Annotated in this window: 16 protein-coding genes and 1 pseudogene; 6 read left to right on the top strand and 11 right to left on the bottom strand. The window is 73.8% G+C overall.

The features are described from left to right. Positions 1–206: 206 nt before the first annotated feature. Together LCD31_RS25320 and LCD31_RS25325 are read left to right on the top strand one after the other, a co-directional pair. A complete protein-coding gene (locus LCD31_RS25320; protein ID WP_224962047.1) occupies positions 207–1,073 on the top strand; it encodes a helix-turn-helix transcriptional regulator in 867 nt (288 codons plus the stop codon). Further along, the gene (locus tag LCD31_RS25325; protein WP_224962049.1) at positions 1,070–1,267 is read left to right on the top strand and encodes a DUF397 domain-containing protein; all 198 of its coding nucleotides are present in this window, start codon (positions 1,070–1,072) and stop codon (positions 1,265–1,267) included. The genes LCD31_RS25320 and LCD31_RS25325 overlap by 4 nt, the downstream gene beginning before the upstream one ends. Before the next feature lie 27 nt (positions 1,268–1,294). On the opposite strand, the gene LCD31_RS25330 is transcribed toward LCD31_RS25325, so the two are convergent. The 5 genes from LCD31_RS25330 to LCD31_RS25350 all read right to left on the bottom strand — a co-directional run bounded on the left by LCD31_RS25330 (position 1,295) and on the right by LCD31_RS25350 (position 6,249). Next, entirely contained in the window at positions 1,295–2,038 is a 744-nt protein-coding gene (locus LCD31_RS25330) for a 3-oxoacyl-ACP reductase family protein (protein WP_224962051.1), read from the bottom strand. Positions 2,039–2,166: 128 nt separating this feature from the next. Beyond that, entirely contained in the window at positions 2,167–2,601 is a 435-nt protein-coding gene (locus LCD31_RS25335) for a nitroreductase/quinone reductase family protein (protein WP_224962053.1), read from the bottom strand. A gap of 215 nt (positions 2,602–2,816) precedes the next feature. Next, positions 2,817–4,520, bottom strand: coding sequence for a CocE/NonD family hydrolase (locus LCD31_RS25340; protein WP_224962056.1), 1,704 nt, complete (start codon positions 4,518–4,520; stop codon positions 2,817–2,819). 204 nt (positions 4,521–4,724) lie between these two features. Further along, positions 4,725–5,165 (bottom strand): nitroreductase family deazaflavin-dependent oxidoreductase, encoded by a 441-nt coding sequence (locus LCD31_RS25345; protein WP_224962058.1) that lies wholly within the window; start codon positions 5,163–5,165, stop codon positions 4,725–4,727. A gap of 19 nt (positions 5,166–5,184) precedes the next feature. Further along, positions 5,185–6,249, bottom strand: coding sequence for an alkene reductase (locus LCD31_RS25350; RefSeq protein ID WP_224962059.1), 1,065 nt, complete (start codon positions 6,247–6,249; stop codon positions 5,185–5,187). A gap of 141 nt (positions 6,250–6,390) precedes the next feature. Between LCD31_RS25350 and LCD31_RS25355 the strand changes: the two genes are divergently transcribed. After that, entirely contained in the window at positions 6,391–6,933 is a 543-nt protein-coding gene (locus LCD31_RS25355) for a MarR family winged helix-turn-helix transcriptional regulator (protein ID WP_224962061.1), read from the top strand. A 287-nt stretch (positions 6,934–7,220) separates the two neighbouring features. Here LCD31_RS25355 and cobM read toward each other — a convergent pair whose 3' ends face one another. Both cobM and cbiE read right to left on the bottom strand, forming a co-directional pair. After that, on the bottom strand, positions 7,221–7,964 hold the full coding sequence (gene cobM / locus LCD31_RS25360) for a precorrin-4 C(11)-methyltransferase (protein ID WP_224962063.1): 744 nt from the start codon (positions 7,962–7,964) through the stop codon (positions 7,221–7,223). Continuing rightward, the gene (cbiE, locus tag LCD31_RS25365; protein WP_224962065.1) at positions 7,961–9,175 is read right to left on the bottom strand and encodes a precorrin-6y C5,15-methyltransferase (decarboxylating) subunit CbiE; all 1,215 of its coding nucleotides are present in this window, start codon (positions 9,173–9,175) and stop codon (positions 7,961–7,963) included. Before cbiE ends, cobM begins: the two co-directional genes overlap by 4 nt. Before the next feature lie 116 nt (positions 9,176–9,291). Between cbiE and LCD31_RS25370 the strand changes: the two genes are divergently transcribed. Then, on the top strand, positions 9,292–10,293 hold the full coding sequence (locus LCD31_RS25370) for an NADP-dependent oxidoreductase (RefSeq protein ID WP_224962067.1): 1,002 nt from the start codon (positions 9,292–9,294) through the stop codon (positions 10,291–10,293). Positions 10,294–10,328: 35 nt separating this feature from the next. Continuing rightward, positions 10,329–10,745 (top strand): MerR family transcriptional regulator, encoded by a 417-nt coding sequence (locus tag LCD31_RS25375; RefSeq protein WP_224962069.1) that lies wholly within the window; start codon positions 10,329–10,331, stop codon positions 10,743–10,745. Positions 10,746–10,759: 14 nt separating this feature from the next. Here LCD31_RS25375 and LCD31_RS25380 read toward each other — a convergent pair whose 3' ends face one another. The 3 genes from LCD31_RS25380 to yaaA all read right to left on the bottom strand — a co-directional run bounded on the left by LCD31_RS25380 (position 10,760) and on the right by yaaA (position 13,803). After that, positions 10,760–11,176 carry a pyridoxamine 5'-phosphate oxidase family protein gene (locus LCD31_RS25380; RefSeq protein ID WP_224962071.1) on the bottom strand — a complete coding sequence of 139 codons (417 nt, stop codon included), beginning with the start codon at positions 11,174–11,176 and terminating at the stop codon, positions 10,760–10,762. 2 nt (positions 11,177–11,178) lie between these two features. Continuing rightward, positions 11,179–12,735 (bottom strand): DEAD/DEAH box helicase, encoded by a 1,557-nt coding sequence (locus LCD31_RS25385; protein WP_374201679.1) that lies wholly within the window; start codon positions 12,733–12,735, stop codon positions 11,179–11,181. Positions 12,736–13,059: 324 nt separating this feature from the next. Continuing rightward, positions 13,060–13,803, bottom strand: coding sequence for a peroxide stress protein YaaA (yaaA, locus tag LCD31_RS25390; protein ID WP_224962073.1), 744 nt, complete (start codon positions 13,801–13,803; stop codon positions 13,060–13,062). Between the two features lie 137 nt (positions 13,804–13,940). Between yaaA and LCD31_RS25395 the strand changes: the two genes are divergently transcribed. Beyond that, positions 13,941–15,689, top strand: coding sequence for a proline--tRNA ligase (locus LCD31_RS25395; RefSeq protein ID WP_224962075.1), 1,749 nt, complete (start codon positions 13,941–13,943; stop codon positions 15,687–15,689). 52 nt (positions 15,690–15,741) lie between these two features. Here the strand turns inward: LCD31_RS25395 and LCD31_RS25400 are convergent. After that, positions 15,742–16,150 (bottom strand): annotated as a pseudogene (locus LCD31_RS25400) (hypothetical protein); the annotation flags it as partial.

A 16,150-nucleotide genomic window follows, 5' to 3' on the forward strand; every position in this document is an offset into this window, starting at 1 on the left:
GGTCGGTCCGGCGGCACCGGGCGGGGAGCGGTGGGGGAAAGGAGAACCGCTCTTCCGCCCGGTGCGGCGGTGATCACCGGACTCGGGCACCGATGTGGAGCACGCTACTTTTGCGGCCCGCTCCGAACTAGATCCCTGATCGGGTGATGATGTTGGTGGCGCAGTCCGGGCACACTCCTAACGCCACGACAGGAGAAGGGCAGCGGGTGAGCACGAGTCCGACGGCGCTGAAGCGCTGGATCGCCGGGGAGCTGGCACGGCTCCGGGAGCGCAAGGGGGCCTCCAGGGCCGAAGCGGCCAAGGCGATCCGCGGCAGCATCCAGAACATCGGCCACTTCGAAGTCGGCCGCCGCATGCCGAAACCCCTGGAACTCGAAACCCTGCTCCGGTTCTACGGGGTGCCGGACCGGATCGACTTCTTCCTCTCGCTGCGGGACCGCAGCCGCAAGAGCACCGACTGGTGGGTCCGGTTCGATTCGGAGGAAGCGCTGCCCGACTACCTCAAGCTCTTCCTCGGCATCGAGATCATGGCCGAGAAGATCGAGAGCTGGGACACGCACGTGGTGCCCGGACTGTTCCAGACCCGGGCGTACGCGGACGCGATCATGCAGGGCGGTGCGCCGAAGCTGCGCAAGAAGGATCGGGAACGCCGCGTCGAGCTCCGGATGGCCCGGCAGCAGGAAGTGCTCGGTAACGGGAGAACGCCCGTGGTGCACGCCGTCCTCAGCGAGGCGTGCCTCCACCACCTCAACGGCGGTCGCGCGGTGCACACCGAGCAGCTGGCCGCCCTGTTGGAGTGGCACGACGAGCCGAACGTGGAGATCCGGGTGCTGCCCTTCGCGGCCGGTCTGCTCACCGGCGTGGACGGTGCGTTCATGCTGCTGAGCTATCCGCCGGAGTTCGACCACGAGCTCGGAACCGCGTACGTGGAGAACCGCATCGAGGTGCTCTACTACGAAGAACCCGGTGCTGTGGCGCCGTTCCGAACGGCCTTCGACCAGTTGAAGGTCAAAGCGCTGAAGCCGTCCGATTCCCGAGAACTGATCGCACGAGTGCTGGAGGAACACGCATGACCGACCGCATCGCCGACTGGCGGAAGTCCACCCGCAGCCACGCTGCGAACGGGTGCGTCGAAGTCGGTTCGGGCGCGGATCGGGTCGGTGTCCGGGATTCCAAGCTCGGCGCGGGAAGCCCGGTCCTGCTGTTCACGACCGCCGAGTGGGCCTCGTTCACCGCCCGCACCCGCCGCGGCGCCTTCGACCGCTGACGTTCCGCCGCCGGAGCTCGCGGGCGGTCAGGTGGCGAAGCCGCCGTCCGCGTTGAGGGTGGCTCCGGTGACGAACGCGGCGTCCGGGCTCGCCAGGTGGGCGACGATGCTCGCGATCTCCTCCGGGGTGCCGTACCGGCCCAGCGGGGTGGCGGACCGCAGGCCCTCCGCGCGCGGTCCGGCGGCCGGGTTCATCGCGGTGTCGACGGCGCCGGGCTGCACGTCGTTCACGGTGATCCCGCGCGGGGCCAGGTCGCGGGCCGCGCCGCGGGTGAGCCCGGCCAGGGCGGTCTTGCTCGTGACGTAGGCGAGCTTGCCCGGGAACGGCAGGTGGTCGGCCAGCGAGGTCCCGACGTTGATGATCCGCCCGCCCGCGGGCAGGTGCTTCGACGCCTCCTGGATGGCGACGAACGGCCCGCGCACGTTCACCGCGAGCGCGCGGTCGAAGTCGGCCAGCGACAGCTCGTCCAGGTGCCCGGTCCGGACCGTTCCGGCGTTGTTGACCAGGACGTCCAGCCCGCCGAACTCCGCGACGGTGGCGGTGACGGCGGCCCGGACCTGTTCGGGGTCACCGGCGTCGGAGCGCAGCACCAGCGCGCGCCCGCCGGAGACCGTGATCTCGGCGGCCACCTGCTCCGCGGCCGCCGCCGAGTCGGAGTGGGTGAGCGCGACGGCCGCGCCGTCGGCGGCGAGGCGGCGGGCGATGGCGGCACCGATGCCGCGGGAGGCACCTGTCACCAGTGCGGATCGTCCGGCGAGCGGTTGCGGCATGCGGAGCTCCTTCCCGAGCCGTGCCTCGATTGCAGCAGGCGCGGGCCGCACGCGGTACCGCCGCGCGAGCTCCCCGATCGGCGCGCGGAGGTTCCGCGCCGACCGATAGGTCCACTGTGGATGGAAGGTCAGCGCGGGGCGAGCGACAGGACCGGGAACACGCGCTCCGTCTTCGCCTGGTATCCGGCGAAGTAGGGGAACAGGGCCGTCAGCTGCGCGAACTTGACGTCCCGCAGCACGCCGGTGATCTCCCGGGCGCGGACGTCCAGCACGTCGGGGCCCACCTCGATGCGGGCGTCCGGGTTCGCGCGCAGGTTGAAGTACCAGTCGGGGTGCACGTCGGCCCCCGCTTTCGAGGCGAACACCAGGTACCGGCCGTCCTCCTCCAGGTAGGCCAACGGGGTGACGTGCGCGCGGCCGGTGCGGGCGCCGGTGCTGGTCAGCAGCAGCAGTGCGGCCCCGGCGAAGGCTCCGCCCACCACGCCCGCGTTGGCGCGGAACTCCGCGATCACGGGTGCGTTGTACCGGGCCGCGACGGTCGCGGTGATCTCGTTCCCCTCCACTGGGCGGGTTCCTCTCCGTGCGCGGTGGGTGTCCGCGTCCGCCGCCGCGGACATCATGATCACGATAGGGAACTCGGGCGCCCGGAGGAAACTCGGGAACCCCCGGCCGGCGCGCGGTCGAGGGGGCGGGGTGCGGGTGGCGTTGCGGCCTTCCCGCTATGCGGACGCCCGGCGGTCCCGCCCCGTCGTGGAGCGGGACCGCCGCTCGGCCGGGATCAGGGCAGGGTGAACGTCGGGTCGGCCGGCGGCAGGGGTGCGGTGAACATCGCGAGGTAGGTGTCCAGGTACGGAGCCCGCGCGCCGGGCTGCGCCACGTCGTCGGCCGGATCGTCCAGCGCGAGGTCGAGCCGGGCGCCGCGCACCTGCACGGTCTCCCGCGAGGGCGCGTCGATCCAGTCGCGGAACGGGGTCTGGACGCCGCCGGGTTCGACCGTGCCGATCTCCACGGCCAGCGAGTGCCCGGCGGGCAGCGTCCAGTCGGTCGACTTGAGGTCGAACTCGGTGGTGCCGGAGCGCAGCACCGCGACCTGCTCGTCGAACATGACCGCCGTGCCGTCCGGCGCGACGTCGTGCAGCTGCACCATCACGTTCCCGCGGCCCTCGGCCTCCAGCGAGATGCGCGGCGTCCCGGTGATCCGGGTGTCCCGCGCGACCGGCTCGGAGCGTTCGACGATGCCGCCGGTGGGCCCGTCGTCGCCGCCGTCGTCCACGTAGGACCCGCCGGAGAGCTCGACCCGCGCGGAGCGGTCGGGCATCGGCCAGCTGTCCTGCCCGCGCCAGGCCCCGCTGCCGTCCTGCACGGCGAACGCCGGGTACCGGACCGGCGGGGCGATGCCCTTGAGGTGCTCGTCGTAGAAGGACATGGCCTCCTCGAACCAGCCTTCCCGGCCCATCGCCAGCCGCCCGTCCGCGGTCCGCTCGTCGCCGCGGACGTGGTCCCACGGCCCGATCCACCCGCGCTCCGGACCCTCGTGGTCGTCCAGGAACTCCTGCATCGCCTCCGGTTCGGTGTTCCACTCCAGCAGGCCCTGGGTGAGGAACAGCGGGGTGTCGGTGCCCTTCGCGAGCTCCGGCAGGTCCCGTGCCCGCCAGTGCTCGGAATCCGGGTTGCCGTTCAGGTAGCCGGCCTGGTTGTCGATGAGGCACTCCGGGTGCGCCTGCTCGTACTCGGAGTTCGCCCGGTAGTGCGGGTCGTCGTCGGGCAGCTGCGGCAGCGCCGCCAGCCCGTTGTAGGTGCCGGCCACGTTGACCGCCGTCGTCCGCGGCACCCCGTTGGAGTGGGTGTTGCGGTACGGGTCCCAGATCGGTTCCTGCGCGATGACGGCCTTCAGCGCGTCCGGGTCGAGGCCGACGCCGATCAAACCGGTGATCGCGTCGTAGGACTTGCCGTACATGCCGACGGATCCGGTGGACCACGGCATGTTCGCCGCCCAGTCGATGGCCGCCCGGACGTCCGCCTGCTCGCCGGGGCCCGCGTAGTCGAGGCAGCCGGTCGAGCCGCCGAACCCGCGTGTGTCGACCCGCACGAACGCGTAGCCGCGCTCGAACAGGTCGGTGCCCTCGATGAACTCGTCGAAGCGGTTCGAGGGTCCGGTGTGCTCGAAACCCTCGTCGGTGAGCTGGCCGGAGTGCCCGAAGTACGGCCCGGCGGAGAGGATCACCGGCACCTGCTCGCCCGGCGCGAGCCCTTCCGGCAGCAGCACGTCGGCGTGCAGCTCGGTGCCGGAGTCGTCCGCGGACGGGAAGTAGTGCTGCGTCCAGGCCGCGCCTTCGGGGACGCGGTCGTTCTGCTCGTGGGTCACGGGTTCGGATCCGGTGGCGACCTCGGCGGTGCCCGCGGCGGAAGCGGCGGCGCCGGTCAGGGCGAGTGCTGCGGCGAGCGCGGAGGCGGCGCCGGCGGCCGCGCGGTACCTCGTCACGGGTTCCTCCAGAGTGGGTGCGGTGCGGTGATCTCTGCTGCGATCAGCAGACACCCGGCCGCAGCGGCATGCTCAACACCGCACTCCCGTGAACCAGGACACACCCGGGCGCCCGCCGGGGAACAGCCGTCCGGCCCCGATCGCGCCGCGGCGGTGGACGTCCCTCCGCCCCCCGATCGCGCGGAGGGCGCCCACCTCCGCGGCTCAGCCCTCGACGGGGCTCAGCGCCACGACCGGGATGACCCGGCCGGTCCCGCGCTGGTGCTCGGCCATGACCGGGAACGCCGCGACCGCCTCGGCGAACCGCTCCGCCCGCTCGGCGCCGGTGAGCTCCGCGGCCCGGACCCGCAGCCGCTCGGTGCCGACCTCGATCTCGGCATCCGGGTTCGCCTTCAGGTTGTGGTACCAGGCGGGGTGGGTGTCCGCCCCGGCCTTGGAGGCGAACACGAGGTAGCCGCCCGCGTGCTCCAGGTACACCATCGGATTGGTGCGGGTCGCGCCGCTGCGCGCACCCGTGCTGTGCAGCAGCAGGATCGGCATGCCTGCGAAATCGCCGCCGACCTTCCCGCCGTTCGCGCGGAACTCCTCGATGACGGGGGAGTTGAACCGCTCGGCCCACTCGGCCGTGACCGCGTTTCCGTCCATCGTGGACACTCCTCTCGGATCAGGCCGCCAGCGCGGGGTAATCGGTGTAGCCCTGTTCGCCGCCGCCGTAGAAGGTCGCCACGTCCGGGGTGTTGAACGGTCCGCCCGCGGCCAGCCGCGCGGGCAGGTCCGGGTTCGCGAGGAACAGCGAGCCGAAGGTCAGCGCGTCCGCCGTCCCGTCCGCCACCAGCGCCAGGTCTTCCGGGCCGGTCGGGCGGCCCGGGGTGTGCGGGTTGAGCAGGAACGCGCCGTCGTACCGGTCCCGCAGCCGCAGTGTCAGCTCCCGGTCCTCGCTCTCCAGCACGTGCAGGTAGGCGAGGCCGATCGGGTTGATCGCGTCCACCAGCGCCGAGTAGGTCTCGTCCACCGAGTGCTCGGCGGTGTCGTTCGTGCCGGTCCCCGGGGACAGCCGCAGCCCGACGCGGCGGCCGCCGATCTCCGCCGCCGCGGCCCGGGCGACCTCGACGACGAGCCGGATCCGGCCCTCGACCGAGCCGCCCCAGCCGTCGGTGCGCAGGTTCGTGGCCTCGGCCAGGAACTGGTGCAGCAGGTAGCCGTTGGCGCCGTGCAGCTCCACGCCGTCGAACCCGGCCTCGACCGCGTTGCGGGCGGCGGTGGCGAACTCGGCGACGACCTCGGCGATGCCGTCCTCGGTGAGCTCCTCCGGCGTCACCATGTCCTGCATGCCGGTGGCGGTGAAGATCTGCCCGGCGGCGCGGACCGCGGACGGTGCGACCGGGAGCCTGCCCGGGGGCAGCACGTCGGGGTGGCTGATGCGGCCGGCGTGCATCAGCTGGGCGAAGATCGCACCGCCCTCGGCGTGCACCGCGTCGGTGACCTCCCGCCACGCGGCGACCTGCGCCTCGCTGTGCAGGCCGGCGGTGTTCGGGTAGCCCTGGCCGAGTTCGGAGGGATGCACGCCCTCGGTGATGATCAGCCCGGCGGTGGCGCGCTGCCGGTAGTAGGTGGTGGTGGTCTCGTCGGGCAGGGTCCCCGCGGCGCGGCTGCGCGTCATGGGGGCCATCGCGATGCGGTTGCGCAGGCGGGTTCCGGCCAGGTCCAGCGGGTCGAATGCGGTGCTCATGCGGATCACTCCCGGGTTGCGGACGAAGTTACCTGTCCGAACAGGTAAATGCGCCGGAAGCTTCCTGCGTGGGAGAATGTGCAGTGCTCGTCACAATCACCCGTGCACGAGTGCGTCGGCGAGTTAAGGTGAGCAGTTCGATTGACTGACCGATCAGGTGACCGGAAGAAGGGGGAACCGGTGGACTCGCACCGCGCGGAACCCGCAGCAGCGCCGCCGTGCTCCGACGCGGGGCCGCTCAGCTACGCGATCTTCCGGCTCGCCCGGGCGCACCGGATGCTCGCCGGTCAGCTGCTGCGCCGCTGCGGGCTGCACCCCGGGCAGGAACAGCTGCTGATGCACCTGTGGGACACCGGCGCGCAGCGGCAGACCGACCTGATCACCGTGCTCGGTTCCGACTCCGCGACCATGACCCGCACCGTGCAGCGGCTGGAGCGCGCCGGTTTCGTGCGCCGCACCCGCAGCGAGCAGGACCGCCGCGCGGTGCTCGTCGAACCCACCGCCGCCGGGCTCGCGCTGCGCGACCGGGTGGAGCGGATGTGGGAGGAACTGGAACGCGCCACCTGCGGTGAACTCACCGGCGCCGAGCAGCACGCGGCCCTCGACGTCCTGGAACGGCTCGAACGCAACGTCGCCGACGTCGCCTGCCCCCTCGCCGCCGAAGACCAAGCCATCGGCACCTGAGCGGCCGCCCCTGCTGCCCAGTGCTGGGGTGGAGGAACCTCGTTGACCGTCTTCGAACCTGCCTGGCGGGTCTCCGCCGTTTCCTGTCAGCGGCGAAGCCGCTGAGCCGCCGACCACCCGATCAACGGGACCACCCGCGGGTTCTCAGCGCCCTCCTCGCGAGGACAGCGTTTTCTCCTGTGGCGGAGCCACCGGTGAAAACGATCCCGCAGCGAGGAGGGCGCTGAGGTTCCGCCACCCCAGTGCTAGGCAGCAGAAGAGCAGGACGGAGCACTAGCGGAGAGAGCTCAGCTGCGGCAGCGGGTCGTCGAGTACAGGTGGCTGTCGGGGAAGGACGACGCCGTCAGCACCGCACCGACCACCACCACCGCGGTCCGGGTGATCCCCGCCGCCCGCACCGCCGCCGCGATGTCGCCGAGCGTCCCCCGCAGCACCACCTCATCGGCGCGGCTCGCCGCGGCCACCACCGCCACCGGGCAGTCCGCGCCGTAGTTCGGCACCAGCTGCTCCACCAGCTCCTCGATCCGGTTCACCGCCAGGTGCAGCACCATCGTCGCCCGGCTGAGCCCCAGCGTCGCCAGGTCCTCGCCCGCGGGCATCGGCGTCGCCTGCGCCGAGGTGCGGGTGAGCACCACGGTCTGCCCGACGCCCGGCACCGTGAGCTCGCGCTGCAACGCCGCCGCCGCGGCGGCGAACGCGGGCACCCCGGGCACCACGTCGTAGGGCACGCCGACCGCGTCGAGGCGGCGCATCTGCTCGGCGACGGCGCTGAACACCGACGGATCGCCGGAGTGCAGCCGCGCCACTTCCAGCCCCGCCTCGTGCGCGGCGACGAGCTCGGCGAGGATCGCGTCCAGGTCCAGGTTCGCGGTGTCCACCAGCCGCGCCCCGTCCGGGCAGTGCTCCAGCAGCTCCACCGGCACCAGGCTGCCCGCGTACAGGCACACCGGGGACGCGGCGAGCACGTCCCGCCCGCGCACCGTGATCAGGTCGGCGGCACCGGGGCCGGCGCCGATGAAGTGCACCGTCATTTCGCCACCGTCCACTGGGTGATGCGCATCGCGGGCCGCCAGCCGGTGAACCCGCCGACGGGGGAGGCATGCTCCGCCGCGATCCGCACCAGCTCTCCGCCGCAGCGGGCGTACCAGTCCGCCACCAGGACCTCCGATTCGATCGTCACCGCGTTCACCACGAGCCTGCCGCCCGGTCGCAGCACGTCCCAGCACCGCTGCAGCACTCCCGGGACCGTCGCGCCGCCGCCGACGAACACCGCGTCGGGCGCCTCCAGGTCGTCCAGCGCGCCGGGCGCGGCACCGACGACCACGTCCAGGCCGGGCACGCCGAGGGTCATCGCGTTCGTCGTGATGCGGGCCGCCCGGTCCTCGCGGTGCTCGACGGCGATCGCGCGGTTCGCCGGGTCGCAGCGCATCCACTCGATCGCGATGCTACCGGCGCCCGCACCCACGTCCCACAGCAGTTCACCGGGCGTCGGGGCGAGCCGGGAGACGGTGAGGGCGCGCACGTCCCGCTTGGTCAGCTGCCCGTCGTGCTGGAACGCCTCGTCCGGCAGCCCGGGCGTGCGGGGCCTGCGTTCGGCGTCGTCGTCGGGGGAGCAGTGCACGGCGATCACGTTCAGCGCCGCCACCTCCGGGTGCGGCCAGCGGGCCGCCGTCGCCGCCACCCGGGACTCGCCCGGCCCGCCGAGGTCGCCCAGCACCGCCATCGAGCTGCCGCCGAAACCCCGCGCCACCAGCAGCGCCGCCACCCGCGCCGGGGTCTGCGCGTCCGAGCTGAGCACCACCAGGCGGCGGCCCGGCTGGATCTCCGGGTGCAGCAGCTCGGCGTGCCTGCCCACCAGGCTCACCACGGACACGTCCTGCTGCGCCCAGCCCATCCGGGCGCACGCCAGCGCCACCGACGACACCTGCGGCAGCACCCGCAGCCGCTCCGCGCCCAGCACCCGCGCCAGGGTGGCGCCGACGCCGTGGAACATCGGATCGCCGCTGGCCAGCACGCAGATCGCGCGGCCCGCGTGCTCCTCGAACAGGCCGGGCAGCGCGGGCAGCATCGGCGACGGCCAGGCCACCGGCTCCGCGGTGCCCGGCGGCAGCAGGTCCAGCTGGCGGCGGCTGCCGAACACCACGTCGGCGGCGGAGATCCGCTGCCGCGCCACCTCGGTCAGGCCGTCCCAGCCGTCCGCTCCGATGCCCACCACGTCGACCGGTTCCCGCTGCTCGCTCACCTCACCACCTCACCACGCGCGGCCGCGGCGAGCGCGATCAGGTGCGCGCGCTTGACCTTGACGCGCGGGTCAGGGGTTAGCGTCCGCCCGCTCCAGCCACGACCGGGAGGAACCCGATGTCCCGCACGTCCCGCGAGGTCCGCCTCGCCCACCCGCCCGCAGGCCTGCCCACCGCACAGGACTTCACCGTCGTCGAGACCGCCGTCCCCGAGCCGGGGCCGGGGGAGCTGCTGGTGCGCAACCTCGGCTTCCAGGTCTTCGGCGCGGCCGTCACCACCGCCCTCGGCCAGGACGTGGCGAATTTCCCCGGCCTGCACCCGGGCGGCGTGCCGTTCGGCCCCGCCGTCGGCGAGGTCGTCGCGGCCGGCGGCGGGTTCGCCCCCGGTGACCTGGTGTCGCACGGCGCGGGCTGGCGCGAGTTCGCGGTGCTGCCCGCCGACCGGTGCGCGCCGCTCGGCGACGCGCTGCCCGACCCGCTGCTGCACCTCTCGCACGGCTGGACCGGCTACGCCGCGCTCACCCGGATCGCGCCGGTGCGGCCCGGGGACGCGGTGTTCGTCAGCAACGCGGCCGGGGCGATCGGCTCGCTGGCCGGTCGGATCGCGCGGCTGCTCGGCGCGGGCCGGGTGGTGGGCAGCGTCGGCTCCCCGGAGAAGGCGCGGCGGCTCGTCGACGAGCTCGGCTACGACGCCGCCGTGCTGCGCGGGGAACCGCTGGGCGAGCAGCTCGCAGCGGCCGCACCGGACGGGCTGGACGTGGTCGTCGACCTCGTCGGCGGCGAGCAGCTGCGGGCCGCGGTCGAGGCCGCCCGCCCGCACGCCCGGATCGCCCTCACCGGCGCGCTCACCGCGCAGTACGCCACCGCGGGACCCCGGATGCGGGCACCGGTGGACCTGGACCTCGCGCAGCTGATCCTCAAGAGTGTCCGCGTCACCGGGTTCCGCGCCGACGACCACCCGGACGCGCTGCCGGAGTGGAACGAGCGGTTCGCGAGCTGGCTGCGCAACGGCGAGATCGACTTCCCGCACACCAGGATCAGCGGAATCGACCGGGCGCCGCGGGCGTTGGAGGACCTGCTGGCCGGGCGCCACGTCGGTGCCGTGCTGGTGGAACCCTAGGAAGACCGGCGCGGGGACGAGCAGGAGGAGCGCGGATGCGGATCGGCGACGCGGCGGCAGCGGCGGGCACCACCCCGCGCACCCTCCGGTTCTACGAGCAGCGCGGCCTGCTCGACCCGCCCGAGCGCACCGCCACCGGGCAGCGCACCTACCGGGAGCGGGACGTGGCGCGGGTGCGGATCGTCCGGCAGCTGCTGGCGCTCGGGCTCACCGTCGAGGACGTGGCCTCGATGGCGCGCTACCTGCACCTGATCGAGGGGGATGCGCTGCCGGAGCGCGGAATTCCGCTCGACCTCCCCGGGCAGGAGCAGCTGCTGCGGGACGCCACCCGGGTCGCGGGCGACCGGCTGGCCGCGCTGGACGCGGAGATCGCCCGCCTCAGCCGCTTCCGCGACCTCCTCGCCGCCTGCCACGCGCACGTCGAGCGCGCCCCGGCCACGCGCTCCGGCTGAGCCGGGGCACCGCGTCAGAGGTTGCTGAGGGCCCTGGTGACGGTGATCTCGATGACGACGCGGTTCGGGTTGGGCCGAGGCGGGCGGCCGTAGCGGGCTTCGGCGCGGGCTTCGGCGTCGGCGCGGAACTCCGGGTCGTCCCGGACCACCGCGACGCCCTCCACCGTCGCCCAGCGGCGACCGTCCACCTGGCACAGCGCCACCCGGGCCCCGGCGGCACCGGCGGCCCGGACGCGCCGCGCCTTGTGCGAACCGGCCGAGCACAGCACCCGGGCGGTGCCCGCCGAGACGTCCAGCGTGGAGTTCACCGGCACCACGTGCGGAGTGCCGTCCGGGCGCACCGTCGTCAACGTGGCCACGTGCGGTTCCGCCCAGAACGACAGGAAGCCCGCGCTCGCGGCGGCGAGGTCGACGGCGCGCGAAGACGCCACGCTCAGCCCGCCCAGGACTGGCGGGAGCGCTGCGGGCGCTGCCCGCCGCGGGAGTTCGGGCCGCCGCGCCTGCTCCGGTCGCCGCCGCGCTGGTCGTCGAAGGACGGGCGGCCGCGCTGGTCGCCGCGGGCCGGCCGGTCCTCGCGGGCCGGACGTCCCTGGCCCTCGCGGCCGCGGCCCTGGCCTTCGCCGCGCGGCGGACGCGGTCCGCCCTGCCTGCGGCCGCCGCCCTTCGGGCCGCCGCCGCGCGAGGGCGTCTCCTTGCGCGGTTCGACGACGGCGACACCGCTGGGCTCGCGGGCCCCGGTCAGCCGCTCCAGTTCCGCGTCCTGCGGCGAGATCTTCGTGGTCGTCGCGTTCACCCCGGCCTTCGAGGCCATCTGCTGGAAGGCGCGCTTCTGGTCGTCGGTCACGATCGTGACGACGGTGCCGGTGGCGCCGGCGCGGGCGGTGCGGCCCGCGCGGTGCAGGTAGTCCTTCGGGTCCGCCGGCGGCTCCACGTGCACGACCAGGCTCACGTCGTCGACGTGGATGCCGCGGGCCGCGACGTTGGTGGCGACCAGGGTTTCGGTGGTGCCCGCGCGGAACTCGTCGAGGATGCGGGTCCGGGCGTTCTGCGCCTTGCCGCCGTGCAGCGCGCCCGCGCGCACCCCCGACGCGCGCAGCTTCTTCGTGAGCCGGTCGGCGTGGTGCTTGGTGCGCACGAACATGATGGTGCGGCCGTCGCGAGCGGCGATGCGGGAGAGCACGGAGAGCTTGTCGTCCGCGGACACCAGGAACTGGTGGTGGTCCATGCTGTCCACGCTGGCCGCGGGCGGTGCCAGCGAGTGCACCACCGGGTCGTTCATGTACTCGCGCACCAGCTTGTCCACGTCCCCGTCGAGGGTCGCGGAGAACAGCAGCCGCTGGCCGTCGGCCGGGACCAGGTCGAGGATCTCGCGGACCTGCGGCAGGAAGCCCATGTCGGCCATCTGGTCGGCCTCGTCCAGGGCGGTGCGCTCCACCTCGGACAGCACGCAGGTGCCCTGCCGCACGTGGTCGGACAGCCGGCCGGGCGTGGCGACGAGCACGTCGACGCCGCGGCGCAGCGTGTCGGCCTGGCGGTTGAACGGCATCCCGCCGACGACCTCGCGCACGTACAGGCCCAGCGACTTCGCCAGCGGCTTCAGCGCGGTGGTGACCTGCGTCGCGAGTTCGCGGGTGGGCACCAGCACCAGGCCGCGCGGGTGCAGCGGCCGGGCGCTGCCGCGCTGCATCGCCAGCAGCGGCAGGCCGAACGCGAGGGTCTTGCCGGACCCGGTCTGGCCGCGGCCGAGCACGTCGCGGCCGCTGAGCGCGTCCGGGATGGTGGCGGCCTGGATGGGGAACGCCTGCTCCAGCCCGGCGTCGGCGATCGCGGCCACCAGCTTCTGCGGCAGGCCCAGCGAGTCGAACGGCGCCGGGTCGACCGCGGTCACGCCGACCTGGTCGAACAGGCTCGGAGCGGGTGCCGCGGCGGGCTTGGAGCCGCGACGGCGGGGGCGCCGGGAGCGGGCGGCGGGGGACGAGTCAGGACGCACTGCGAACCTCCGGGAACTGGCACGTCTCGGGGAGGTAGCGCGTCGTGCGCTGATCACAAGGACGAGCCCGGCGCATCGACGGCGCCGCTGGTGGATGTCGGAGCACCGGAGCCGGGGAGGACCGATCGCCAACGGGGGCCGGTCTCACTCGCCGGGATCGTCCCGTGCGAGCGGTTGTCCAGTGCGCCCGCAGTCTACCCGATGTGGTCATCGGATCGGCCCGGCGGGGCCGCGTTCAAGATCAACTACGGTCGCGGGGCGTGCCGCCGCGGCAGCTCTCGGTGAGCGTTCCGGTGCGCGGTCCCCGGTCGGCGGCGGGAGCGGTCAGGCGGGGACGACCACGCACAGCGCCCGCTCGGACTCCTGCTCCACCCGCATCCCGGCGCCGCGGGCCAGCCGCAGCACGCCGTCCACATCGGCCGGTTCGTCCGCGGCGGCGGCCAGCACCCGGGCCAGCCGCCCCTTGTGGGACTTGTTGTGGTGGCTGACGACCTTGCGCGTCCCGTCCGCCGATTCCGACAGCACCCGCACCGACACCGCCCCCGGCACCCGCGCCAGATCGGCGTACGCGCCCGAGCGCAGGTCCACCACGAAGTCGTCCGCGCCCTGCAGCACCGGCTCCAGCACCGGCCGCCACACCGTGCGCAGCCCGCCGAACCCGGGCAGCGCGCTGCCGCCCGACAGCCGGTAGGCGGGGATCCGGTCCGCGCCGCGCACCAGCCCGAACAGCGCCGAGGCCACCGCCAGCCGCGCGTCCGCCCGGGACCGCTCCGGCGCGGGCAGCGAGCGCACGTCCAGCGCGTCGAACAGCACCCCGGTGTAGCGCTCCAGGCCCGGCGCCGTCGGCGAGTCGAACAGCGCAGCGTTGCGCTCCACCTCGGCGGTCTGCCGCGCGGAGATGCCCAGCGCGGACAGGCTCGCGGGCACGTCCGCCGCCAGCGAGCGCAGCGCCTCCGCCAGCTTCCGCCGCGTCGGCGTCAGCTCCGGGTGCGCGAGCGCGTCCAGCTCCAGCGGCGGCCCGTCGCCGCCGGCGGCCTTGGTCTCGGAAGGGGGCAGCAGCACCAGCACGGTCGGCCAGCGTAGTGGGCGGCCACCCGGTGCCGACCGGCGCACCGCACCGGCAATCCGCTGGCATCAGCCCCGGTAGCTGCCGATACCCTCGACGGATCGCCGCACCCCACCGACCAGCACGAGGAGCGCCCGCCGTGATCACGAGGATGTCGACGTTGTTCTTGCGAACCCTTCGCGAGGATCCGGCCGACGCCGAGGTGCCGAGCCACAAGCTGCTCGTGCGCGCCGGGTACGTGCGCCGCGCCGCCCCGGGCGTCTACTCGTGGCTGCCGCTGGGCCTGCGCGTGCTGCGCAGCGTCGAAGAGGTCGTGCGCCAGGAGATGGACGCCATCGGCGCCCAGGAGATCCACTTCCCCGCGCTGCTGCCGCGGGAGCCCTACGAGCAGTCGAAGCGGTGGACCGAGTACGGCCCGCTGCTGTTCCGCCTCAAGGACCGCAAGGGCGCCGACTACCTGCTGGGGCCGACGCACGAGGAGCTGTTCACCCTCACCGTCAAGGGCGAGTACAACTCGTACAAGGACTACCCGGTCATGCTGTACCAAGTGCAGACCAAGTACCGGGACGAGGAGCGGCCCCGGGCGGGCATCCTGCGCGGCCGCGAGTTCGTCATGAAGGACTCGTACTCCTTCGACCTCGACGACGAGGGGCTGGAGAACTCGTACCGGCTGCACCGGGACGCCTACATCCGGATCTTCGACCGGCTGGGCCTGCGCTACGTGATCGTCGCCGCGACCTCCGGCGCGATGGGCGGCTCCGCCTCCGAGGAGTTCCTCGCCGAGAGCCCCACCGGTGAGGACACCTTCGTGCGCAGCACCGAATCCGGCTACGCGGCCAACGTCGAAGCCGTCGTCACCCCGGTGCCCGAAGCCGAGTCCATCGAGGACAAGCCGGCCGCGCAGGTGCACCACACGCCCGGCACGCCGACCATCGAGACCCTGGTCGACCACCTCAACGGCGCCGGGCTGGGCCGCGAGTTCACCGCCGCCGACACCCTGAAGAACGTGCTGGTCAAGACCCGCGAACCGGGTGCGCAGGAGTGGAAGCTGCTGGCCATCGCGGTTCCCGGCGACCGCGAGGTCGACTTCAAGCGCCTCGAAGCCGCCGTGGAACCCGCCGAGGTCGCGCTGCTCGACGAGGCCGACTTCGCCGCGAACCCGTTCCTGGTGAAGGGCTACATCGGCCCGAAGGCGTTGCAGGACAACGGGATCCGCTTCCTCGCCGACCCGCGCATCGTGCCAGGCACGGCGTGGGTCACCGGCGCCGACCAGGCCGACCACCACGTGGTGGACCTGGTGTGCGGCCGCGACTTCACCCCCGACGGCACCATCGAGGCCGCCGAGGTCCGGGAAGGCGACCTCGCGCCCGACGGCGGCGGCACCCTCGTCGCGGCCCGCGGCATCGAGATCGGGCACATCTTCCAGCTGGGCCGCAAGTACGCCGACGCGTTCGGGCTGGACGCGCTCGGCCAGGACGGCAAGCCGAAGCGGATCACGATGGGCTCCTACGGCATCGGCGTGTCCCGCCTGGTCGCCGCCATCGCCGAGCAGAGCCACGACGAGCTCGGCCTGGTGTGGCCGCGCGTGATCGCCCCCGCCGACGTGCACGTGGTCATCGCGGGCAAGGACGAGACGGTCCGCGAGGGCGGCGAGCGGCTCGCCGCGGAACTCGACGGGGCCGGGGTGCGGGTGCTGCTGGACGACCGGACCTCCTCGCCCGGCGTCAAGTTCGCCGACGCCGAACTCGTCGGCGTGCCCACGATCCTCGTCGTCGGCAAGGGTCTCGCGAAGGGCGTCGTCGAGGTCAAGGACCGCGCCACCGGCGAGCGCGAGGAGATCGACGTGGACAAGGCCGTCGAGCACCTGGTGAACGTCGTCCGCGGCTGACCGCCACCGACGACCGGGCTGCGCCGTCCCCGCCGCGGGGACGGCCCAGCGCTCACCGGCCGCGCCGCCGGTCCGACGTGGACGATCGGGACCGGAGGAAGCGGAGGAGCGCCAGCGCGCACACCACCAGCATCCCCGCGGCGACGGACGCGAGGTGCCCGGCGGGCACCGCCGTGAGCGAGTAGCCGAGCACCGCACCCACCATCGCCACGTCCGGCCACCACAGCGCGAACGGCAGCGCGACGGCGACGCGGTCCCGCACGGCCACCAGCACCGCCATCGGCACCGCGACCGCCCACCACGCCCACAGGGCCGCCGATCCGTGCCCGGACCAGACCACACCGACCTGCACCAGCACCAGCGCGGGCAGCACCAGGACGGGGATCAGCGGGGGCCGCGGTCGCGCGGCCGGCGCTGGATCCGCGGGGAAGCGGGGGCTCGGCGGGGGCTCGGCAGGCAGG

It is taken from the genome of Saccharopolyspora sp. 6M (genome assembly GCF_020176775.1).
GTDB lineage: Bacteria > Actinomycetota > Actinomycetes > Mycobacteriales > Pseudonocardiaceae > Saccharopolyspora_C > Saccharopolyspora_C gregorii.